Origin of the sequence: Dyadobacter sp. CY261, assembly GCF_021440085.1 — a bacterium.
Lineage (GTDB): Bacteria > Bacteroidota > Bacteroidia > Cytophagales > Spirosomataceae > Dyadobacter.
Genome location: NZ_JAKCPW010000007.1, coordinates 341,259 through 365,356, shown reverse-complemented (window position 1 = coordinate 365,356; position 24,098 = coordinate 341,259). Strand labels below are relative to the sequence as shown.

General features: G+C 51.2%; 15 protein-coding genes. 9 read left to right on the top strand and 6 right to left on the bottom strand.

Annotated elements, in window-relative coordinates:
• Positions 1-5 precede the first annotated feature (5 nt).
• From LZD49_RS20915 to LZD49_RS20895, 5 genes are all read left to right on the top strand, one after another.
• Positions 6-1,133, top strand: a complete 1,128-nt coding sequence (locus LZD49_RS20915; protein WP_234669600.1) for an imelysin family protein — start codon at positions 6-8, stop codon at positions 1,131-1,133.
• Between the two features lie 5 nt (positions 1,134-1,138).
• The gene (locus LZD49_RS20910) at positions 1,139-2,482 is read left to right on the top strand and encodes an HTTM domain-containing protein (protein ID WP_234669598.1); all 1,344 of its coding nucleotides are present in this window, start codon (positions 1,139-1,141) and stop codon (positions 2,480-2,482) included.
• Between the two features lie 28 nt (positions 2,483-2,510).
• Entirely contained in the window at positions 2,511-4,697 is a 2,187-nt protein-coding gene (locus LZD49_RS20905; RefSeq protein ID WP_234669596.1) for a TonB-dependent receptor plug domain-containing protein, read from the top strand.
• Between the two features lie 164 nt (positions 4,698-4,861).
• The gene (locus tag LZD49_RS20900) at positions 4,862-5,200 is read left to right on the top strand and encodes a PadR family transcriptional regulator (RefSeq protein WP_234669595.1); all 339 of its coding nucleotides are present in this window, start codon (positions 4,862-4,864) and stop codon (positions 5,198-5,200) included.
• Complete coding sequence (locus tag LZD49_RS20895; RefSeq protein WP_234669593.1) at positions 5,197-7,803, top strand: ABC transporter permease; 2,607 nt, start codon at positions 5,197-5,199, stop codon at positions 7,801-7,803. The genes LZD49_RS20900 and LZD49_RS20895 overlap by 4 nt, the downstream gene beginning before the upstream one ends.
• Positions 7,804-7,811: 8 nt before the next feature.
• Here the strand turns inward: LZD49_RS20895 and ubiG are convergent, their stop codons facing one another.
• The 3 genes from ubiG to LZD49_RS20880 all read right to left on the bottom strand — a co-directional run bounded on the left by ubiG (position 7,812) and on the right by LZD49_RS20880 (position 13,981).
• The gene (gene ubiG, locus LZD49_RS20890; protein WP_234669592.1) at positions 7,812-8,612 is read right to left on the bottom strand and encodes a bifunctional 2-polyprenyl-6-hydroxyphenol methylase/3-demethylubiquinol 3-O-methyltransferase UbiG; all 801 of its coding nucleotides are present in this window, start codon (positions 8,610-8,612) and stop codon (positions 7,812-7,814) included.
• Between the two features lie 32 nt (positions 8,613-8,644).
• Positions 8,645-9,688: an acetylserotonin O-methyltransferase gene (locus LZD49_RS20885; RefSeq protein WP_234669590.1), complete on the bottom strand. Its 1,044-nt coding sequence runs from the start codon at positions 9,686-9,688 to the stop codon at positions 8,645-8,647.
• An 81-nt stretch (positions 9,689-9,769) separates the two neighbouring features.
• Positions 9,770-13,981 (bottom strand): hybrid sensor histidine kinase/response regulator transcription factor, encoded by a 4,212-nt coding sequence (locus tag LZD49_RS20880; protein ID WP_234669588.1) that lies wholly within the window; start codon positions 13,979-13,981, stop codon positions 9,770-9,772.
• Between the two features lie 329 nt (positions 13,982-14,310).
• On the opposite strand from LZD49_RS20880, the gene LZD49_RS20875 reads away from it, so the two are divergent.
• Positions 14,311-14,649: a PadR family transcriptional regulator gene (locus tag LZD49_RS20875; protein WP_234669587.1), complete on the top strand. Its 339-nt coding sequence runs from the start codon at positions 14,311-14,313 to the stop codon at positions 14,647-14,649.
• Positions 14,650-14,781: 132 nt separating this feature from the next.
• On the opposite strand, the gene LZD49_RS20870 is transcribed toward LZD49_RS20875, so the two are convergent.
• Positions 14,782-15,846, bottom strand: a complete 1,065-nt coding sequence (locus LZD49_RS20870) for a phosphatidylinositol-specific phospholipase C1-like protein (RefSeq protein WP_234669585.1) — start codon at positions 15,844-15,846, stop codon at positions 14,782-14,784.
• A gap of 251 nt (positions 15,847-16,097) precedes the next feature.
• On the opposite strand from LZD49_RS20870, the gene LZD49_RS20865 reads away from it, so the two are divergent.
• Positions 16,098-18,749 carry an ABC transporter permease gene (locus LZD49_RS20865; protein ID WP_234669583.1) on the top strand — a complete coding sequence of 884 codons (2,652 nt, stop codon included), beginning with the start codon at positions 16,098-16,100 and terminating at the stop codon, positions 18,747-18,749.
• Positions 18,750-18,870: 121 nt separating this feature from the next.
• Here LZD49_RS20865 and LZD49_RS20860 read toward each other — a convergent pair whose 3' ends face one another.
• Positions 18,871-21,528: an ABC transporter permease gene (locus tag LZD49_RS20860; protein ID WP_234669720.1), complete on the bottom strand. Its 2,658-nt coding sequence runs from the start codon at positions 21,526-21,528 to the stop codon at positions 18,871-18,873.
• Positions 21,516-21,854, bottom strand: coding sequence for a PadR family transcriptional regulator (locus LZD49_RS20855; protein WP_234669719.1), 339 nt, complete (start codon positions 21,852-21,854; stop codon positions 21,516-21,518). Before LZD49_RS20855 ends, LZD49_RS20860 begins: the two co-directional genes overlap by 13 nt.
• Before the next feature lie 428 nt (positions 21,855-22,282).
• Between LZD49_RS20855 and LZD49_RS20850 the strand changes: the two genes are divergently transcribed.
• Positions 22,283-22,846 carry an RNA polymerase sigma-70 factor gene (locus LZD49_RS20850; RefSeq protein ID WP_234669582.1) on the top strand — a complete coding sequence of 188 codons (564 nt, stop codon included), beginning with the start codon at positions 22,283-22,285 and terminating at the stop codon, positions 22,844-22,846.
• Positions 22,847-22,956: 110 nt separating this feature from the next.
• Positions 22,957-24,015 carry a FecR family protein gene (locus tag LZD49_RS20845; protein ID WP_234669580.1) on the top strand — a complete coding sequence of 353 codons (1,059 nt, stop codon included), beginning with the start codon at positions 22,957-22,959 and terminating at the stop codon, positions 24,013-24,015.
• Positions 24,016-24,098 lie beyond the last annotated feature (83 nt).

Genomic DNA, 24,098 nt, shown 5'->3' with positions numbered 1-24,098 from the left:
CCACCATGAAACGATTCAAAAAACTGGCTTACGCATTGGTTACCGGAATACTGGTACTGGGATGTTCGTCCAAAGACAATCCCGATCCGGGCGACGAGACTTCGCGCGTGGCGATGCTGCAAAATGTCGGCAACAATGTGATCATTCCTTCATTTGAGGCATTCCAGACCAATGCAAAGGCACTCACCGAAGCCGCTACGGCCTATGCTGCCGATGTCAAAAGCGAAACCAAACTGGCCGCCGTCCAGAATGCCTGGCTCGCAATGGCACAGGCCTGGAAAACGGCTTCCTTGTTTACCCAGGGCCCTATTGATGATGACTTCCTTGGGTCGTCCATTTATTTCAATACCCTTAACACTACCGCCATCGAAAAGGCAGTAAGCCAGCCGGGCGGTACGGTCGACGATGCCTATATCGAAGGCCTCGGTGCGGCATCGAAGGGCATTCGGGCCATTGAATACATGCTGTTCAGCACTTCAGGCAATGCGGCGATCATGGCGAACTATTCCGGGATCAATGGGGCCGGCCGGGGCAATTATCTCAAAGCGCTTTGTGCCAATTTGCAAAAGCAGGCTGAGACGGTCACTACTAAATGGAAGTCCGACGGCGGCAATTATATCAAAACATTCATCGAAGCCAATGGCCGCGATATCAACTCCTCATTTGGTGTGCTGGCCAATAAGATGATCGACCTCGTGTACACGATCAAGGACGAACGCCTGGGCGCGCCGATCGGGAAGCGGAACAACGGTACGCCCCAGCCGGGCCTGGTGGACGCACCACTGAGCAATGCCTCACTGGCGCTGTTAAAGGCCGAAGTGCAGTCGCTTGAAAATGCTTTTACAGGCAAAGCCGCCGGTGCCGCCGATGGTCCGGGAATTGACGATATCCTCGACGAAGCGGGTGCCAAATCGGGCGACCAGGCGTTGAGCGCGAAGATCAAAGGACAATTTGCGACGGTTTATGCCAAAATCGAATCTATTACCGTACCACTGAGCACGGCGGTAACTACCCAGAAGGACCAGGTCAACGCGGCTTACGACGAAGTGAAAAAACTTCAGGTAATGATGGAAGTGGATATGATCAACAACCTCGGCGTGTTGCTGACATTCAGCGATAACGACGGCGACTAGGCGAAATGTCGATCCAAAGCCTGATCCGAAAAGGCCGCGTGGCCACCACAGGAGAATCATTGGCATTCTTCCGGATCGCCTTTGGATTGCTCCTATTTGTGGCAGAAGTACGGTTCATCACACGCGGCTGGGTGTCGGATTTTTATATCAAACCCCAATTTTTCTTTTCCTTCTACGGATTTGAATGGATAAGGCCGTTGCCGGGGCCGTATATGCACGCGGTGTTCTACCTGCTCGCGGTGCTGGCATTGCTCATTACATTCGGGTTGTTTTACAGGTTTGCGATCGTTACATTTTTCCTGCTTTTCACCTACGTGGAGCTGCTTGACAAAAGCGTTTACCTCAACCATTATTACCAGGTAAGCCTGCTCGCATTGCTTATGTGCTTCCTGCCCATGCACGCCGCCTGCTCGCTCGACCGCCGTTTTTTCTCCAACATTCAAACACCGCCGGCCATGTGGATGTCCTGGGCGCTACGGGCACAGGTAGGTATGGTGTATTTTTTCGGGGGCGTCGCCAAGCTCCGGTACGACTGGCTTTTCGAAGCACAACCATTGCGGATATGGCTTTCGGCCAATCAGGATTTTCCGGTCATAGGCCCGTTGCTTACGCAGGCCTGGGTGGCATTTGCATTGAGCTGGTTTGCGATGCTGTTCGATCTCAGCGCACCGTTCCTGCTCAGCTGGCGACGGACGCACGGCTCAATGTACATGGTCGTGGTTGTGTTCCACCTCATGACACATTGGCTGTTTTACATTGGGATGTTCCCCTGGATGATGCTCATCACCGCGCTCATTTTCTTCCCTGAAACTTTTCACCGCAATATCCTGCGCACGTTCTTACCCGGCGCAAGTGCAGCGCAGATACGCGACACATATGTACGATTGCCGCCCGCCACGAACACCCTCCTGATTTTCTCCCTCACTATTTTCTTCCTTTTCCAGCTTGCCATGCCTTTCCGGAGTTACTGGTATGGCGGCAATGTACTATGGCATGAACAGGGTTTCCGGTTTGCCTGGAATATCATGCTGATGGAAAAAAATGCATCCCTGGAATACGAGGTGAAGGTGAAGCGCACCGGGCAACAGTTCACCGTGAAACCCGAACGGTTCCTGACCCGCATACAAGCCAGGCAATGCAGTTTTCAGCCGGATATGATCCTGCAATTCGCGCATTATCTCCATGACTATTACCTCGAAAACGGTGTCGGAGACACGGAAGTGCGGGCGGTTTGCTATGCTTCGGTGAACGGGCACCCGAGCAATCTGCTGATCGACCCGCAGACCGACCTCGCCAGGGTATGCGACGGCTTTGCCCCTAAACAATGGATCACAGCCTGGAAAAATTAGTTTTTTATTTTGTATTAAAATATTGATTTTGAATAGATTATATAAAAACAGCTGTGTATTATGCGGCATTTTCCTGCTGGCTCATATGGCTGGGGCGCAGGATGTGAAGCAGTTGGAAGAACTGCAAATCAGGGATGCCAAAACGGACGTGAATGGCCTGCGCCGCCTTTCCGATGTCGAGAATATGGGTATTTATGCAGGAAAGAAAAACGAAGTGGTAGTCCCCGACAACCTGAATGCCAACCTGGCTACCAACAACGCAAGGCAGATCTACTCCCGCGTGCCGGGCGTGAATATTATCGAAAACGACTCCTATGGCGTGCAGCTTGGTATTGCCACGCGCGGCCTGAACCCCAACCGCACCACGGAATTCAACTCCCGCCAGAACGGCTACGACATTTCCGCCGATCCGATCGGTTATCCCGAGAGCTACTACACGCCGCCCGCCGAAGCCATCGACCGCATCGAGATCGTGCGCGGCGCGGCTTCATTGCAGTATGGCACCCAGTTTGGTGGCTTGCTTAATTTTCAGTTCAAAAAGGGAAATCCGGATAAAAAATTTGAACTGGACTCCCGGCAAACGATCGGTACTTATGGTGTTTTCAACTCCTTCAATGCCGTTGGCGGACAGGTAGGGAAAGTCAACTATTATGCATTTTACCAACATAAGCAGGCCGATGGCTGGCGTTCGAATACTAATCTCAACCTGAATGCAGGTTACGGCGCATTGACGTGGCAGCTTACGCCCAAGCTTAAAGCCGGTGCAGAACTTACATTCATGGATTACCTCATGAAGCAGCCCGGCGGACTGACCGACGCGCAATTCGAGGCCGACCCGCAGGCCAGTTACCGCAATGGCAACTGGTTCAAAGCCCAATGGACCATTCCGGCGGCTTATCTGGATTATGCATTAAGCGAAGCCACGCGCCTGAATGTACGCGCCTACGGGCTCATCGCTGGTCGCGGTTCCGTCGGGAACATTATCAATCCCCTGCGCGACAAGACCGATACCACCGCCCGCCGACAGCTTTCTTACGACCACTACCGCAACTGGGGCGGCGAAATCCGGCTTTTGCACCGTTACCGCGTGGCCGGAAAAGTATCGTCCATGCTGGCCGGCGCACGTTACTTTCAGGGTCATACGCGGAAGAAACAAGGTACCGGTTTCACCGGCAAGGATGCCGAATTCCATTTCCCCGATCCCGGAAAGGTAGACGAATTCGACTACCTGTTTCCCTCCCACAATGCCGCGCTGTTTATCGAGAATGTGCTTTGGCTGAGCGGCAAATGGACGGTAACGCCAGGCTTTCGGATGGAATACATCAATACCAATGCCCGCGGGTACAGCATCGAGGAGAAAACCGGTGCTAATGTGCCCGGCAGGCAATCGAAAACGCGTGCTTTTCCGCTATTCGGGATTGGCGTGAATTATGCACTGACGCAGAAAGCGGAGCTTTACTTTAATATTTCCCAAAATTACAGCCCGGTCAATTTCTCTGATATTCAGGTCAGAACGCCCAACTTTCAGGTCGATCCCGACCTGAAAGACGTCACCGGCTTCAATGCCGATCTTGGTTTTCGCGGGCACCACAAAGATTGGCTCCATTTCGACCTGAGCGCCTATTATCTGGATTATAACAACCGCATCGGTATCATTCGCAAAGCCAGCGACGACGGCCTGGAAGTGATCCGCTACCGCACCAACGTCGGCCGTTCGCGCAGCCGGGGCGTGGAAGCTTATGGTGAAATCAATTTCTTCCGGCTGTTCGCGCTGCACAAGGAAACGGGCGATCTTTCCCTGTTTGCAAGCATTGCTTACACCGATGCCCAGTATACAAAAGCCATTAACCCGCTGCTGACCACATTGATCGTCGGGCGGCAGGTGGAGTTTGCACCCAAACTCATTACGCGGGCGGGCATTACCTACCGCAGAGGCCGTTTCGGCACGACTGTTCAGACGGCCTACACCAGCATGCAATACTCCGACGCCTACAACTCGCCCCACACCGCCGACGGCCTAGTGGGTGAAGTCCCTGCCTATCAACTGTTTGACTGGACAGCCAATTACCGTTTGAGCAAATTCAGCATTAGTATGAGCGTCAACAATTTGCTCAATAAACATTACTTCACACGCCGCGCATTGGGCTTTCCGGGGCCTGGTATTATTCCAAGCGACGGGCGCACAGGTTACCTCTCCATAGGGTTCAGGATTTAAATACAGACACCCATTCGGGTTGTCCGTTAGCGGACACTTTACGTCCTTTTGCGAACAAAACTTCTTTTCTAAAACAGCGAAAAAAGGCTTGCAGGCAATGCGTCGCACGTTTTCGCGCGGTGGCATGCATTTGTACTAAAAAATATAAACTAATCATCGTGCTGATGCGACGAACTTATCTGGGGGAATTTGAAGAACTCGTTTTGCTGATGATCGCTATCCTCGACGGTCAGGCATACGGGGTGACCGTCAGCCAGGAGATCGAGCGGCATGCGGGGAGGGTCGTCACATTTGGCGCGGTTCACAACACATTGATCCGCCTCGAAGAAAAAGGATTTGTGAGCTCAGAATTAGGCGGTGCGACCACCGAACGTGGCGGTCGGCGGAAGCGCCTTTTCAGGGTAACGGCACTGGGGAACCGGGCACTGGCCGATATTCAGCAAATGCGCGACAAGCTTTGGCAATTAATGCCCGACAATACTTTGAGAACGAGCACCCTATGAACACACCACAACCGCCGCAGTGGGCGAAAACCCTGCTTCGCTGGCTGCACCCGCAAAATACGATCGAGGAAGTGGAAGGCGACCTGGACGAATTGTATACATACTGGTATGCCCGTTCCGGAAGAAGCAGGGCTATTCTGCGCTACCTCCTGAATGTGATGTCGGTCATCCCGCCATTTGTGCGAAAACGAAAAAGTAAAACCTCATACGATCAACCATTTTTTCTGAACCCTGATATGCTAAAGAACTACTTTAAGATCGCCTGGCGGAATATCGTCCGCCAAAAGGCCTATTCGGTGTTAAACATTGCCGGGCTTTCCATCGGGATGGCTTGCAGTATACTGATCCTCCTGTGGGTGCAGAACGAGCTCAGCTACGACCGGTTTCATAAGCACGCCGACCAGATTGTCCGCCTGACCTGCAATGCCGGCGATTTCAGAGCGGCCGTGAGCCCGGCGGGAATGGCCAGAGGACTTCAAACACAACTGCCTCAGATCGAAGCCGGCACGCGATTGAGCAAACCTGTTACCATGCTGCTGGAAGTGGGCGAAAAGAAGCTGGAAGAAAAACGCGTCTTTTTCGCCGATTCCAATTTTTTGCAGGTTTTCTCCTTTCCAGTTTTAAGAGGCAATGCGGCAACTGCCCTGCAAGATCCGGGCGCACTGCTGGTCACCGAAGAAATGGCCGAAAAATACTTTGGCACCCAGGATGTGCTCGGCAAAACGATCCGCGTCAACAACAAGGAAAATTTTACCGTTGCGGGTGTACTGGCCAACACGCCCTCCAATTCCCATTTGCAGTTTGATTTCATCATTCCGATGAAAACCCTCGCCAAAACGGATTGGGACCTGAAAACAGATACGTGGGGAAACTTCAATTTTTATACCTACTTCCGGCTCGACGACCAGGCGGCCGCCTCTATCCCTGCCCGGCAAAAGCTGGCCAAACGGATCGTCGACATTCACAAGAAGCACGTAAAGGCACTCAATGTCGGGTTTCAATTACAGCCTCTGACCGATATCCATTTGCATTCCGACTTGCAGATCGACCTCCCGGGCCATGGTAACATTCAGTATGTCAACATATTCTTCGTGGTTGCTATCTTCATTCTGATGGTAGCATGTATTAACTTCATGAACCTCGCCACCGCACGTTCCGAACGCAGGGCCAAAGAGGTGGGACTGCGCAAAGTGGTGGGCGCCGGCCGCTATCAGCTCGTTTTCCAATTCCTGGGCGAGTCGCTGATCTTCTCATTTCTTTCCCTTTTCATCGCGATCTGCATCGTGTACCTGATGCTGCCCATTTTCACCATGCTGACTGAGAAAACGCTGGCGATTCATTTGCTGGACGGCAAGATTCTGATGAGCCTCGTAGGCATTGCCGTGCTCACCGGCCTGATCTCCGGCAGTTATCCTGCGCTGTTCCTTTCGGGCTTCGCGCCGGTAAAAGTGCTGAAAGGCAAGATGAGAGTAGCCGGCGGCAACCTGATTTTCCGGAATGCTTTGGTAGTCACGCAGTTTGTAGTCGCCATCGTGCTGCTTGTCGGAACGACCGTAGTTTACAGGCAATTGGATTTTATCAAAAAACGAAACCTGGGTTTTGATAAATCCAACCTGCTTTACATGCCGATGACCGGTGAAATATGGGGAAAACAGCAGGCCCTGAAAACAGCATTGGCCCAAAATCCCTTCACCGAACATTTTTCCATTATTTCCGACCTGCCCACAGCTCTTATCTCCGGCACGATCGAGGTTTTTTGGGATGGGCAAACTAGCCCTAACCAGGTCGTTTTCCCCAACTTGAATGTGGATGAAAATTTTGTCGATGTTTTTAAAACTAAGGTGCTGGCTGGTCGTGGTTTCACCAGTACGTTTACGGGTGATAGTTCCAATTATATGATCAATGAAAAGGCCATGCAGATCATGGGCCTGAACCTGGGTAATGCCGTAGGAAAAAACCTTACATTCGGCGACGAGAAAGGGACAATCATAGGCGTCGTCAAAGATTTTCATTTCAAATCACTGCAATATGCCATGGAACCGTTGATACTACGGCTCAACAAATGGGGAGGCGTCGTGATGGTCCGCACGGAACCTGACAACAACGAGGAAACTATTCTGGCATTGGAAAAGATAAACCGGCAACTCAACCCCGCCTATCCGTTCACATTCGGCTTTCTGGACAAGGACCTTGACAACCTCTACCGCACTGAGCAGCAGATGGGGGGTATCTTCAACTTATTTGCCGGACTTGCGATTTTCATATCCTGTCTGGGACTCTACGGGCTATCCGCCTTTATGGCCGAACAGCGCACCAAAGAGATCGGCGTGCGTAAAGTACTAGGCGCAACAGTCACCGGCGTGGTTACATTGCTTTCCCGCGACTTCCTGAAACTGATATTGATCGCGATCGTCCTGGCAGCACCGATCGCCTGGTACGCCATGACCCGCTGGCTGCAAAGTTTCGCATACCAAACGAACTTCGAATGGTGGGTAATCGCCCTTGCGGGCATGCTGGCGACGGCCATTGCGCTGCTCACGATCAGTTTTCAGACGATCAAAGCGGCTTTGATGAACCCGGTGAAAAGTTTGCGTAGCGAGTAGACCACCCCCTACCTCTTCACGGCATAACCCGCGTAAAGTATATTCATATCATTGCTCTCTACCAACCAGAAATTCTGCCCAAGTTCCGCAAATGTCCACTCCCCTTTCACGCGTTTTCGGAGGTACCCCAGCATTTTGGGGATGGATACATTGGGTTCGGACCCTCTGTGTTCTTTCCAGTCGAACCCGTTTTTGGCTAAAAGTCCTTTGATTTCTTCGGGCTTGATAAACATTTTCCACACGTGGAGGTTAGGCGGCATAAATGCCCACCGTTTCCATTCCTGCCATATTTTGATGGCTACAAGGTTACTGATAAACGTTCTGTTGAGGGTGTCATACAGGAAAACGCCATTGGGTTTGAGCACTCTGGAAATTTCAGAAATTACCTTGGGCAAATCGGCCACGTGTTCCAGGACATCGCAACAAAACACGCAGTCGAACGACGCATCGGGATAAGGAAGACGCTCGCCGGTGCCCTGATCATACGTAATGTCGAGCCCCATCGCCTTCGCATGGCCCGCAGCGGTACGGATCGACTCCTCTGCCGGCTCGATGCCCGTGGTAATGAATCCCATTCTCGAAATTTCTTCGGTCAGAATTCCCCCGCCGCTGCCTACTTCAAGGGCTGTTTTGCCTTTTGGGTCAAAGTTGAGTTTCCTTAAAGCGTTGGTGGCAACACCTACGCGCCAGGGGTTCACCGACGTTTTCAGGATGTGCAAAACATTCTCGGGGTTCCACCAAAGGTCGCCTTTCTCATTGTAAAGGTCATTGTCTATCTGCGCATAAACTTCCGGTGCTGTCTTTTCCATGTCTATTCGTTTGATTTAGTTGGTTTTGAACATTATTTGATGGCAATGGCCGCGCTAGTCGGCCCTGCCAGGGGCAGCAGCGAGGTGGAGCTGAATCCCACCTGCCGGGCCCACCGGTTGAAATCGGGTAAGGTATAGTCGAAGCCGGTGCCTGTTTCGATCAGCATATTTAAACTCATCAACAGACCAAATACATTGGTCTTCCTGTCGTCGTCAATGACATTTTCAATGGCTATAAAAGCGCCCCCTTTCGGCAATGCGGTGTATGCACTCCTCATCAGGCTGATCTTTTGTTCTTCATCCCAGTCATGAAGGATATTGCCCATCACTACCACATCGGCGGCCGGAAATGGATCCTTAAAAAAGTCGCCGGATACCGCTTTCACCCGGCCGTTCAAACCCGCATTAGCGATTTTTTTTTCCGCGATGGCGGTAACGCCCGGCAAATCCACGCTCGTGCAGGACATGTGCGGCTGGTGATTGGCAACGGTCATCGACAGCAAGCCGCTCGAACCACCTGCATCGGTCAGCGTTTTGTATTTAGAAAAATCGAACTTCTGAGCAAAAGCCATAAACGCCCCTACCTGAATGCCGCTCATGGCGTTCATAAAGTTTTCCAGCTGTTCGGGCGATTTGTAAATGGCGTCAAACAGGTTCTCTCCCTGCTTTGCTTCATTTTGCGGCTTTCCGGTCCTCAGCCCTTCTTCCAACGTTCCCCAGAAACCGTAGAGGCGATTGTTTAGCATTTTCAGTATTCCACCGACATAGGCTGGCTTTTTCATGTCGAGAAACAAGTCGGTATCGGGCGAATTGGAATAGCTGGCAGTTTCCAGGATACCCGTGCGGTTTAAAAAGCCCAATCCGGTGAGCGTATCCAGGAAGTCGAACAGGTGCCGGTCGGTGCAATGCAGGTCCAGTTTTTGTTTCAATTCGCCTGCGGTAAGCGGGCCGGTTTCTGCCAGCAGGGTAAACAAGTCGAAGTCGACGGCGGTCAACAATACTTTGGATGCCCAAAAGCCGGTACCCATCTGGAGGATGCTTTCAGGAGAAGGTTCAATAGCCTGATCTGTTGCCATTGGAATGATATAGTTTAGGTGCAGGACAAACTTACGGAAGAACGCAAGGGCACAGGTGGACTACACACCCAAAAAGGTGGACTACTGTCCCAGACGCCGGAATTCGGTCGGCGACTGACCGAGTTCTTCGGAAAACAACCGGGTAAAATACTTCGGGTCTTCAAATCCGACCGCATAGGCCACTTCCGAAATGCTCATCGGGGTGGTTGTGAGCAAGTGGCGGGCCTGGGCCATGCGGAGTGAGCGGTCGTAACGGGTGACCGACATGCCCGTGAGGGCGACCATCTTGCGGTGGAGCGAAGAGCGGCTCATCCCGATCTGGTGGCAAATGGCTTCCATAGACAACGGGTTGTTCACCCACTGTGCCTCTAGTACCAAGCGCAATTTCTGCAAAAACGAAGTTTCCAAAGATTCGTTTTCTTCAACAGGCGGAAGTCCCGGCTCCTGCATTTCCATCATTCGATGACCATAATGCGCCCATAGCCGACGGCGGGATTGAAGCAGATTGCTCAGCACCACCTGCAACTCCTCCCGTTGAAACGGTTTGGTCAGATATGCGTCGACGCCCCGCCGGAGTCCGCTGATCCTGTCGCTCACTCCCGCCCGGGCCGTTAGCATCACAATGGGAATATGGCTTGTCGCGGGACTATTTTTCAGCGTATCGCATAATTCATAACCATCTTTAACAGGCATCATCACGTCGGTCAGGATCAGGTCCGGGATGGCTTCCAAAGCCAAATCTATGCCTCCCTGACCATTCCCGGCCCGGATAATGCGATAATCGGTATTCAGCGCGGATACGATGTAGGCGGCTACATCCTCGTTATCTTCCACGAGCAGAAGAACAGGCTTTTCCTCAGCCACTTCATCGATGATCCCGGTGGCATCCGGCATGTGCGGGCTAACGGCAACCGGCTCAACCACGGGCAATGATCCGAATGGGGCTTGCCGCGTGCGCCGGAAACGCACCACAAACTCGGCTCCCCGGCCCGGTGCGCTTCGCACCCCCAGTTCTCCCTGCATCAGCGACACCAGTTCCCGCACCAGTGCCAAGCCAATTCCGGTCCCGCCTGTTTCGGTCGCTGACTGACCGGGAACCTGGAAAAACCGGTCGAAGATCAGGGGTACCTTATCAGCTTCGATGCCCGGGCCTGTATTGCAAATGTGGATTGAAATCCATTCCCCATCCGGCTGTGAAAGCGGCAAAACTGCTGCATAATATTCCTGGCTGCCGAGCAAATCTTCGCTTCCCTGGCGAGCCCCTCCACAGCCATTGTTTCCATGGCCGATCTCACTGCCGGAGCCATCAGTGCCGCCCTCCGTGTGAACATTAGTCAGACGCAGGTACACATGCCCGCCAGTTGGTGTAAATTTGATCGCATTGGTCAACAGATTTGACAGGATATCCTGCAATTTATCCTTATCAAAATCTGCTTCCAGCGTAGGTTCGTCGGAATGGAAATGCATTTGAACACCCTTAGCGGCCGCCATAGTATCAAAGGATTCTGCCACATAACGTGCAAACCTGATCAGATCAACCCGAATGGGTTGCCAGGACATCGCGCCGGATTCCAGTTTAGAAAGGTCCAGGATTTGGTTGATCAGCCGCAGGAGTCTGCTTCCGTTGCGCTCAATCAGGTCGGCGGTGCGATGGCTACGCTCCACTACTTCATCGGGGCCATAACGTTTGAGCTCCGAAGTCATACCCAAAATAACAGTCAGCGGTGTCCGGAACTCGTGTGAGATATTGGCAAAAAAGCGCGATTTGGCTTCATTGAGCTGGTGTAGCGACCGCGCCTGGCGCTCGATCACCTGTTTATCCTGCTCGATGCGCGCGGTCGCCTGCCTGATCTCGGCTTGCAATCTTAATTGCTCATGCCGATGGTTCCAGATGCGCCATTTCAACCATCCCCAGATAGCGGCCATCAGCAACAATACTGCTATGGCCAAAAACCAGACTTGCAGATAAAATGGTCGCCTGACATCGACCCCGATCGCCAGTGTATTGGCCGACCATTGCCCGTTGGCCGCCTGCCCTTTAACCAGCAACCGGTATTTCCCATAAGGCAGGTTACCCAGCCGTAACGACGACTCGGTTTGCTGGGTCCATGCATTATCCAGACCTTGTAACTGAAAGGCATATACGTCCTTTTCCGCATCGGTAAAGTTCAGCATCGTGAAATCAATCACCGCGGTTTGCTCCCCTGGCCTGATAACAATCTTTCCCGTCTTAGTAAGCTCCTCCGTTTTGTCTTTGAGCCGACTGGCGGAATGATCGAACTGACGAAACGAAACCAGGCGCATCGGCAGCGGGGCCGGTGGCTTTTCGTTTTCGAAGTCCCGGGGATCAAACGAGGTAATGCCATTTAATCCACCAAAATATAACCTTCCCGTTTTGTCCTGAAAATGTGCGATGCGGTTAAACTCATCATGGGTGATGCCATCCTGAGTGAAATAGGCCCGGGTAGTGAGGCGTATCGGGTCAAACTGCATGATACCACGGTCGCTACTGAGCCACAAGCGCCCGCGCCGGTCTGGATAAATGGCGTGGATGTTGTCATTGGTCAGGCCTTCCGAGCGGCGGAATTGCCGGTACTTGTTCCTAAGCCGATCCCATCGTATCATCCCGGCGTTGGAGGTTCCCAGCCAGTAAAAGCCGTTTTGATCCTGATAAAAATATGCATAAGCGTCGGCAGGCAAATAAAAACGGCCTTTGCCTCCGCTCCAATAGCGGGCAGTAATGCCTTTGACCGGATCAACGGTGTACAAACCGGTTCCCGAGCAAACCCAGAATGTACCTTTCCGGTCGGGTGCGATGTGCAGTACATGCGACTGGGCAAGCTCCTGAAACTGATTGTATCGCGTAAATGACTCAATCTGACCCATTTCGGGATGGACCCACCACAACCCCAGGCGACCGCCGGCCAACCATTGGCCAGCCCCAAACGGATGAACCGTCCAGATTGTACTGTTATTGGGTAATTCAAACACCGTCTGTGCGCCCGTTTTCCTGTCATAGTCAACCAGCCTACTTCCCACACCCGCCAACAACCGACCGGGCGAATGGTTGGTAAGGGTCACATTGGGTGGATTCCGTGGATCACTCAGTATTTTCCTGACCGATCCATCATTTGCATTGCCCGCATAAATTCCGAATTTTTCAAAGCTGGCGTAAACGGTGTCTCCGCTTGCCACGATTCCGCGAATGGCGGCTGTTTTTTCACCTGTGTAGGAGGCATTGTAAAATAACCGGCGGAAATAATTGGGTGCTACTTTAACCTGATACACGCCAAAACTTGTCCCAAGCCACATCGAGCCGTTTTGATCCGCAAAAAAACACCGGTTAATTACCGCTTCACCCGCAAGCTGATCGCTGATATCCAGCAAAATCACGCCCGTGCTGTCCCGGAGACGTGTTCCATCCCATATCAAGCCGGATTTATCGAAGGCATAACAAACGGGAAAAAGCTGCTGCGGCAAAGACGGGCGTTGCTCGCGTGAAAGCTCTTGCCGGTTACCCGATTGATCAATCCAATAAGCATGGGTAGCCTCGCCCGACGTATTGACGGTCAGATAACAAAATTCGGTACCGGCGTTGCGTTGTCCTAAGCAACTGGCCATTAGCCCCTCCGAATGTGGAAACTGCCGGAGTATCCGGCCGTCCGTGTCCAGTTCAACCAGATCGTTTCCATCGGCGATCGCCCAAACGGTATTGCGCACGGTTGTCTGGCGAATCGTCACCTGCTGGAACCGGGATAGGCGAACATGCCTCAGGCCCGATTTGGGATGGTAAGACGACAAAATAGCCGGACGGTGATTCGCGAAAAAGATTGTCCCATCCGGGCTGCCAACCAAACGCTGTGGAATGTTTAAGTAGCTGCCAATGTGTTTTTTACCAAATTTCTTTTCAAAAGGAATTGTTGCACCAGTCAATGGATTAAAGAGCGAGATTCTTGATTCGCCATACGGTCCCATAAGCCACAACAGCCCGTCGGCATCCTGCGCAATGGATTGTATATCATCGAAAGCAAGTCCGTTGCGGTCTTTGGTGAAATTGGTGAAGGTCTTCCCGTCGAACCGGCTAAGCCCAAACCTGGTGCCGAACCACATAAACCCCTGCCGGTCCTGGAAAATAGCATTCACCTCCCGATGAGCCAGCCCGTTTTCCGGGCCGTAATGTTTCACCCATGCTACGTAAGGTCGGGCCGCGCTAGGTCGGGCCGCGCCCGGCTGGCCTTTTGCCGACGTGCACAACAAAATGAATACGCTTAGTACAAGGCTTGGTGCTTTCACAGGATTTGGTAAAACCTACAAAACTGAAAACAGATCTGACTTACTCTCCCTTACATGTAGCTAAACTTTGATCGCCGTAAATTCCCTTGAACGCAATCAACATCGAATCCTTAAAGTACTATCTTTTCTTCATATTAATACATTTGCTTCGTTAAACGTAACAGACAATAACCGAACTTTTAACTTGTTCCCGATCGCACGGATGATGTCCGTTTATGGACACTTGTCAATCTACAAACTTCCAAAAAAGGCATTTCAAGCAGTACAGAGCCTTTTTAAAAATTGGCAAGCCATTTGCTATACAAGTGAGTAGGATAAATGTATGTGTGATGAAAGGCTCACAGTTAGGAGAATTTGAAGAGATCGTACTATTGACGATTGCATTGCTCTATGACGATGCATATAGCGCGTCGGTCATAGAAGAACTCGGCCAGCGGCTCGACCGGCCTATGAGCCTAGGAGCGGTACACCGGACCATGCAGCGGCTCGAAGAAAAAGGGTTGGTATATTCCCGTTTCGGCGAGTCGACGCCCGAACGCGGCGGTCGGCGCAAACGGCTTTTTACTGTCACTGTTGCCGGTGAGCAAGCTTTGCAGGAGGCGCGGAGAATCCGGAACGACCTTTGGACCGACATTCCTAAAACAGCTTTTGGAGGGAGTTTGGGATAAATCCTGAGCAGAAAGAATCAGCAGACGGAAATACCCCGTCACCCATTAAAAAGTTTGCGAAGCGAATAGGCAGGAATCATAAGCCGAAAAACCAGCGATGCACTGTCATTCGCTGGCTTTTCGGCTTTACGGTCAATTCACCGCAAACAACGGGTTCACCCGGAAATACTTTCGACCGTCAAAACTCACCGAATAGTCGGACTGAAAGTGCGTGCTTTTCAGGTAGTAATCGGTGGTGATGATCTGCGCACCGGAACTACAGGCGGCGGTGAAGCTGCTTTTGTCATTGTTTCTGGCTTCCCGGGTATCCGAATCGGCACGGGTACGGATGATGTAGCCCTTTTTCACTAGACCTGCGATTTCAGGATCTTTCGGATTGTTGCGGATCGTCATCGCAGCCTCGGGTGTGCCCGGATCCGCGCAAACGAACATCGCGCGCCCTTTTAATGAAGGATGGCCATCTACATACATATCTCTTTTGGCCGCACGGTCGTCCAGCAGGAACAGAAATTTACCCTTTGCATTCTTCACTTTTGGCCAATTGTTACTGAGTACCGCCTTTTCCAGCGTTTCGTATTTCCCCCGCACGTTGTCGGGCGTGATGATATGGTTTGAACCCAGCTTTTCCATCAGCACTTTATCCAGTTCATCAAAACCCTCTTTATTGAAAATCTCCGATGAGGCGAGTTCGCTGTTTGGGGTAGCACGGCCTTTGGCTTCCAATGTGATAAAAACAGGCGTGTGGTCCGGATGTGCTTCCGACCATTTTCGGAGCGCTTCCAGGCAGTCATTCAAAGTGAGGTAATGACTCCTGAAATCGAGGTCAGGAACGTGCAGGATCTTGAATCCGGGCTGTTTCATTTTACCTTCCGGATCGAACGCTTTCTGGTTCGGGACCATGTCGAGCCCTTTCGGATGTGCATACCGCCCCCCCTTTTCGTCTGCGTAAACATCGATTTCAAGATTGCGGAGCCCCATATTCAGCTGATCGACGATCGGAATGTGTTCATAATCGATTTTACTCGCCGAAACTGAGTCCTTTTTCTCAAATGCCTTGAACAATGCCGGGTCTATGGCTTGCTTGTAACTGTTGTGTGAACCAATGACCTGTATCTGGTTGATCGGCAGGTTGTCGGTGTCGACAAATTGAGAAGCCGGTAAACCCAGCGCTAAAATCAAGCTTAAAATAGTTTTCATAAGAAATTGAATAGGCAGCCGGAGCATATGTGTCATCAACCGGCACTTTTTGGCAAAGTTAAATGATCATGGCAGGCAGTTATATTAAATTTCCGTTAATGTCCCCGGTGTCCAGTTCCGAACAATTTGTCGGCCAGAATCGGACAATTACCTCAGGTTACAATTTCAAAAAATAAGGCTTACAACTACCTGGGGGCTTTTTCCCATGCTGGCGTCGGATTTGCTATGCAAAAAGAAAACATATACATTTTATGCCAATGCACATCGATCAGCCGCCTCATCGGAATCCGCCGCGCTGGGCAGAGCGACTGGTAGAATGGATGGCGGCTTCGCACATCCGTGAAGAGATCCTGGGCGATCTGTACGAACTGTTCCAAAAACGTGGGAGGCGATACGGCTACACCGTGGCCCGCCTGCTATACATGCTGGAAGTATTGTTTCTGATCCATCCCAGGCTTTGGCGCGAAACCGCTCGATCGGCCCAATCAAAAAACACTGCCATTTATTCAAAACCCAACCCAACGGCCATGCTTAGCAATTATCTCAAAGTCGCGTTCAGAAAACTAAACCGCCAGAAGTCATATACGCTGATCAACACGGTCAGTCTGAGTATGGGCATTGCTTGCGCCATTCTGATTTTCGCGCTGGTGAAATATCATCTGAGTTTTGACGGATTCCACACGGACAAGGACCGGATCTATCGCATTTACACAGAAATGCATGGCGAAAAGGTCATTTACAATACCGGTGTGCCTAACCCGCTCGGCCAGGCGTTCCGGACGGGTTATGGGGTAGCTGAAAAAATTGGACGGATCGCATTCTTGCCCAAAAGGGTGGTTTCGCTATCCCCGCAGAAGAAGTTTGAAGAAGATATTGCATTCGCGGATCCGGATTTCCTGGACATTTTCAATTTTCCGCTGGTAGAAGGTAACCTGCAAACTGCACTGAAAGACCGCAACACCGCCGTGATCACTGCGCAAATCGCCGGTAAATATTTCGGTAGCCAGGATCCCATCGGGCAACTGCTCAGGATCGATGATTCGCTGGTGGTCAGGGTTAACGGCGTGCTTCGCGACCTTCCTTCGAATACAGATTTCCGTTCGCAAATTTTCATTGCCTATGATAACCTGGAAGATCATAGTCCCTGGATGGTAGAGAAAGACTGGTGGTTCAGCGTCAACAAGGAAATGCAATGTTTTGTGCGGTTAAAACGCGGCGTATCTGCTGCCGGGGTGGACAAGAGTATACTCCCGGCTATTTCCAACGCCCATTACAATAAAGAGCAGGCCAAATACTTCCGTTTCAGGTTACAGCCGCTAGCCGATATACATTTTAACATGGATTTGCGCGGAAAAACCGATAAAAAGCACCTCCGAACCTTCGCCTGGATCGGCTTCTTCCTGATCCTGACCGCCTGCGTCAACTTTGTGAATCTGGCTACCGCGCAGGCCGTGGGGCGATCAAGGGAAATTGGCGTAAGGAAGGCGCTGGGCAGTCAGCGGGGATCGCTTTTCTGGCAGTTCATGACCGAAACTTCTGTTATCGCCACGCTGGCTTTGGCGATCGCGGTCGGGCTCGCATATCTGGCATTACCATTTGTTAACCAATGGTTTGAGATAGATTTGATGATCAACCCATTCAACGATAGCTATCTGATTGCTTTCCTCGGTATCCTGCTGGTGACGGTTGTCTTCTTCTCCGGCGCCTATCCCGGGCTGATCGTGGCCCGATTGCAACCTGTTTTGGCGCTGAAAGGCAAATCGACCCAAAAATCACCCACCGGCATTTCATTAAGAAAAGGGCTGGTGGTGGGCCAGTTCGCCATTTCTCAGTTGCTCATTATCGGTACGCTGGTTATTACGAACCAATTACGCTACTCCCAACAAGCCAATATGGGTTTCGAAAAGGATGCGGTCATAATCCTGCCGGTCCCTGACAATCAGAAATCGAAAACCACTGCACTGGGAGATGAGATCAGCAAACTGGCAGGTGTTGACAAGGTCACTTTTTTTGACACCCCACCTGCCACCGAAACGATAGGACACACAAGTATTCAATTCGATTCACGTCCGGAAGCAGAAGACTTCTCCATTTCCGTGAAAGCCGCTGATCATCAATATGTTCCCATGTTTGGAATACCCGTATTGGCCGGAAGGAACCTAAGCCCTTCCGATACCATCCGCGAATACCTGCTCAATGAATCGGCCGTAAAATCGCTGGGGTTGGCAACCATGCAGGATGCCATCGGCAAAACGGCGACGGTCAATGGAAAACCGGGAAAAGTCGTCGGTGTGGTGAAGGACTTTCACTTCCGCTCCCTGCGCAGTGCGATCGAACCACTTTGCCTGACCACACGCAGCGAAAATTATAGTAGCTGTGGGATAAAAGTAAACCTCGCCAACATCGTGCCCACGATTTCCGGATTGGAAAAAGCGTGGATCAGGAGCTATCCCTCCTCGATTTTCACTTACCATTTTCTGGATGAGGAGATCGAGCGGTTTTATCGGGTCGACAACATGCTGCTCCGGCTCATTCAGGTATTTGCTGCGGTGGCCATTTTGGTGGGCTGCCTGGGGCTATACGGTTTGGTCTCCTTCATGGCGGCTCAGAAAACCAAGGAAATCGGCATACGGAAAGTACTAGGCGCTTCCACGTCGAGCATCCTCTGGCTTTTCGGGAAGGAATTTCTGGCCCTGTTGTTCATTGCTTTCCTGCTGGCGGCTCCATTGGCCTGGTGGGTTATGCAGGATTGGCTAAGTGACTTTGCCTATCACATCGAGCCGGGCGCCCGTATTTTTGCCCTGGCAATCCTGATCACCTCGCTGGTCGCGGCGCTGACGGTCGGATTCCGTAGTTTTAAAGCATCACTGGCAAACCCTGTCAAAACGCTGCGATCGGATTAGCAAGCAGGACTAAACCTGCCTTTTAATGAAACGGAACTTCCATTGTGGGTTTATACAATCGGAACTGGTATGATCAAAAAGCCGGAGGTAATGCTTCCGGCTTTTTGTCAACCATTAATTTTTATTCGGAGCGAAGGGATTTGACAGGATTAACCAATGCTGCACGGACACTTTGGAAGCTCACTGTCAGCAGTGTGACAAGTAAGGCGCCTCCGCCCGAAACAGCGAAAATCCACCATGAAATCTCGGTATGGTATTCATACTTCTGGAGCCAGTTGCTCAGTACGGACCAGGCAATAGGGGTCGCGATCCCGAACGCGATGGTGACCAGCACCACAAAGTCCCTGGAAAGCAGCGCCCACACATTGGCCACCGATGCGCCAAGCACTTTTCGAACGCCAATCTCCTTGGTCCGTTGCTCGGCGACAAAGGAAGCCAATCCGAACAGTCCCAGGCAACTAATGAGAATCGCCAGTATTGCAAAACCGGATGCCAGCTTGCCAATGCGTTCCTCCGCGGCAAACTTCAAGGCATATTGCTGATCGGTAAACCGATAGTCGAAGGGACTGCCAGGATTGAATTTCCGGAATACGCCTTCGATTGCCGCCAGTGACTCGCTGTTGTTATGAGCGGGATTAAGCTTGATATTAATGACGTTCGCCCAGCCATAATTCAAATGATAAACTGTTTGTGTTACGGTTTTAAACGGAGATTCCATAATCATATCTTTAATGACACCCACCACCTGAAACGCTTTATCGCCCCATTTGACTGTCTTTCCCACCGGATCTTTCAGGCCCATGTAGCGGACGGCCGTTTCATTTAATACCATACCCGATGAATCACCCGCGAATTGGCGGGAAAGATCGCGGCCCGCTACAAACTGCCAGCCAACCGTTTTGCCGAAATCATGGGAAACGGCAATGGTCCCGAAGTTTTCCTTGAAGTTGGGATCTTTTCCCTCCCAGCTAAACCCGCTATTCTGAGAATTCAGGTCCGTTGCAGGAGCAGACGAAGTCGACATATCGGTAACGGCCCCGGTTTGTATCAGGGCATCGCGGAGGGCGTTATAGTGGGCTTGCAATTCGGGCGTGTTGATGGCCACGGTAATCAGCCCATTGCGGTCATAGCCGACCGGCCGGTTTTTGGCGTACTGGATTTGCCGGAACACGATGATCGTGCCGATGATCAACGTGACCGAAACCGTAAATTGGACCACCACCAGCATCTGACGGGGAACCGATGCGAACCGGCCCACCCGGAAGGTACCTTTCAGTACTTTTACCGCCTGGAAAGACGACAGGTAAAGTGCCGGATAACTGCCCGCGATCAAGCCCGTCAGCAAGCTGAAACCAATGCCACAAAGCCAAAAGAACGGATTAGACCATAAAATACTAATCTGTTTATCAGCGACATCATTAAAAAGTGGTAGTATCAATAGTACCATCAATATGGCCAGTAAAAATGCGAAAGCCACCACCAGCAGCGATTCGCTGAAAAACTGACTGATCAATTGGTTACGTAACGATCCGACCGCTTTACGAATACCGACTTCCTTGGCTCGCTTTTCACTCCTTGCAGTGGAAAGATTCATAAAATTGATACAGGCCAGCAGCAGCACAAATGTCCCAATGATGCCGAATAACCAGACATACTGGAACCTCCCTTCCAGGTTACCGGCTTTGTCCCAGCCTGAGTATAGATGCCACTTGCTCATCGGAAGAAGGTAAACCTGTGGTTTCAGGAACGCTACCTCAGGATTGTGTTTCAGCCGAATGTCTTTGATTTTGGCAGAAATGGCATCAAAATCAGTATTGGGAGCAATCTGGGCCAGTACCTGCCAGGAGAAGTTCCCCCACTCCGCATTGTCCTGAGCCCTTTTTACCCACTGCTCCGATGATACGTATAAGTCCCAGGGAGCAATGAATTTCATATCCCGGAACTCGGTATTGTATGGAAAATCTTCATAAACCCCGGTTACCGTCACATTCAGCCTGTTATCGATTTTCATGATCTTGCCCAATGGATCGGTTTCGCCAAAAAGTGCCTGTGCGGCCGATTCGGACAACAGAATGGATGAAGGGTCTTTTAACCCCGCCCTGGTGCCGCTCCGCATTTTCAACGCCAGCATATCCGGGGCATCCGCACTGAGGTAGTTGCCCGTTTTGGTAAATTTCTTGTCGCCATGCGCCAGGATATGATCTTTGGTCCAGGACGACATGATCACGTGTTCAAAATCATCACCATAAACTGTCCGCAGTTCCGTACCCATAGGCGCCGGATTATATTCGCCATGAAACACTTCCCCATTGAAAGTCCCACGCTGCATGACTTTGGCGATGCGGTTGTAATTCTGAAAATACCGGTCGAAGGAAAGCTCGTCATAAATCCAAAGCCCGATCAGGATAGCGACAGCCATTCCTGCGGCCAGGCCACCGATATTGATAACCGAATACACCTTGTTTTTGGCCAGGTTTCGCCAGGCGATTTTGAAATAGTTACGAAGCATAGCAGGTTGAAAAATAAAGGTGGTCCGGTATTCCGGTTGAGATTTAAGTTTTCGGGCTTTGGAACGTGAAAAGGGCCGGATCAAACGCATGACCGCCAGCAAATAGCGCCAGTTGGCTTTCCGCAAACCTGCAGTCCTGCACCAGAATGCATGCATTTCCTGCATATCGCCTTGCAGTTCGTCCTCCAAACCCTCCGGCCCGAGACGGCTCAGCAACCAGGCAGCCCAACGCGGCGGCCCGGGGTAATTTTTATTGTCTACGCGCCCCATAGCTCCAATACCTGCGTTGGAATCTGTTCCCACAACTGGCTGCGCATTGCCCGGCACTCGATCAAGGCCCGTTGTCCGGCCGCGGTGACCGTAAACAAGCGCTTTTGCCTCCCTCCCCGCTCGGCCGTAGCACCGCCCATCCGCGAGATTGCGAAGCCCTTTTCTTCCAGCCGTTGCAGCGTTACGTGCACGGTTGGAAAGCTGATGCTCCGCGCCATCTGCTGCTCAATGGTTTGCGTAACCGATGCGCAATAGGCCTGCTCCTGGAGAGCGGCTACCGTCAGTAACACCAGTTCTTCCAACTCTCCTAAAAAAGCTCTTTTCATAGCAATAAAATCAGATGGAGTATTTGTATGACAAAGTCTATACAAATACCCGGCCAAAAACCTTAAACCGGCTTGCAAGGAGCAAAAAGTTAGTTTTTAGGCTTTTGGCAGTATAATGCCTTGTCCAGAAATGAACAAGGCCACTGCAAAACCGGACAGGATTTCGGCGGCTGACCGCAGTTTCCAGGTTCTTTCCAGCTTTATGGCCGATCTGTAGCCGTTATGAAAATATTGGTGATTGAAAACCAGACGAACCTGAGAGAGGTATAACGAAACCGATATGATTTTTTTCACAGAACTGCTCTGCTTCCGGCCCATTCCAAGTATGAACTTTAACAAATATACTTATTAGACGCAAGCCTCCGACGATTCGGCGTCCCGAACAGGCCGCATACTCAATGACCGAAACCACTTTTGTACGATTACCCATGCAACCGCTACTTCCGGACGACGCACAACTACTGGAACGCCTCGGAAATAACGATCCGCAAGCTTTTGAAGACATTTACCGTCGTTACTGGAAACGACTGCATGATTTCGCCTGCACCAAAACACACGATGCGGATACGGCCGGAGAGATAGTCCAGGAGCTTTTCGTAACCCTTTGGGAGAGAAGAGATTCGTTGCACATCAAGAACTTGCAAACCTACCTTTTCACCGCGGTCCGGAACCGCGTCATCGACCACTTCAAAGAAAAAGCCTTCACCGCGCTCGATTCCGTGGACTCGGCCAGCGAGCCTGAATACCCGATTTTCCTCGACGAACTGGAACAGGCGATGGAACAGGCAGTCGGACAGCTTCCCGAAAAAACACGCAGAGTCTTTGTACTCAGTCGCCTCGAGGGAAATACCGTTCGCCAGATCTCCTCGCTCCTTGGAATGCCCGAGCGGACCGTCGAGTATCACATCACCCAGGCACTACGGAAGCTCAAAACTTTGCTCAAAGAATTTATCTTCCTGATGATCGGCTTCCTGGCCGCTGGTAAATTTTGAAGAATATTTGGGCAAAATCCAGCCATTTAATATAAATATTCAAATAATTTATTTTCTATTTTGCGGTATGGGGACTTTTTTCAGTCTTCTAATCAAATCACTCGTTACCTATGAACAAGCGTCATTTTCATCATTTACTAACCCGCTACCGTTCGGGTGAATGCACCGAACGGGAAGCGAAGCTGGTGGATCAGTGGTTCGCATTGATAGACGGTGACGGAGCAGATTTTACCGACCGGCAGTCGCAGGAAACAGAAGCAAGGCTATGGCAGGCTATCCAGGCCCGGACCCAGTCGGCGACCAGATTCCAAACCGCGTCCCAGACCGAAAAGATTCCCAAGGTATTTGCAGGCACGAAACCACTTCATTTTTTCTTCAAATGGCGGTGGGTGGCCGCGGCGGTGTTGGTGCTGGTTGCCTGGGGCGGCTACGAATGGAGCGTCAGAAATACCGTTGACAATGGTGATCGGCTCGCGGCAGAAGCACCGGCCAACCTGCTTACCAAAACCAACACCACCGGCGAACCTGTGTGGGTATTACTTTCCGATGGCTCGCGGGTGAGCCTGCAACCGCAAAGCACTATCAGATACCCGGCTGATTTTCAGAATTATAAGCGTGAAATATATTTAAAGGGAAAGGCATTTTTTGAAGTCACGCGGGATGAACGGAAGCCATTTCTGGTGTATACCGGCGAGATCACGACAAAGGTGTTGGGGACGAGTTTCTGGATAAACAGATCACAGGCCAGCAGCGATGTGGAAGTGTCGGTAGTGACAGGAAAAGTATCTGTTTTTCAAAAAGACAAAGAAAAAGAGGCCAATGCCGGTGACCTTGTCAGCGGTGTGATCCTGAGCCGGAACCAGAGCGTGAAGTACGCACCCGGGAAGATTTTCGCGGCTATGCTTGTTAAGCGGCCTGTTGCTGGTGATGGCTATAAAACCGCATTTGTTTTCGACGATACGCGTCTGGGCGAAGTGGCTCAAACCCTCGAAAAAGCCTACGGGATTGATATCGTTTTAACCAGCGAAAAGTTAAAAAACTGCCTTTTTACCGCCGACATCAATAAGCAGCCGATGTTTACCCAACTGGACCTGATTGCAGCGTCGGTCAATGCGACGTATACCGTTAAAGGCACTAAAATATACCTGAGCGGAAAGGGCTGTCCGTAACACCTTTAAACTGAAACCGAGACAACTATTCCTGAACGATTACATACGCAGAACCGAAACCCTTTAACCTTTTTGACACCTAA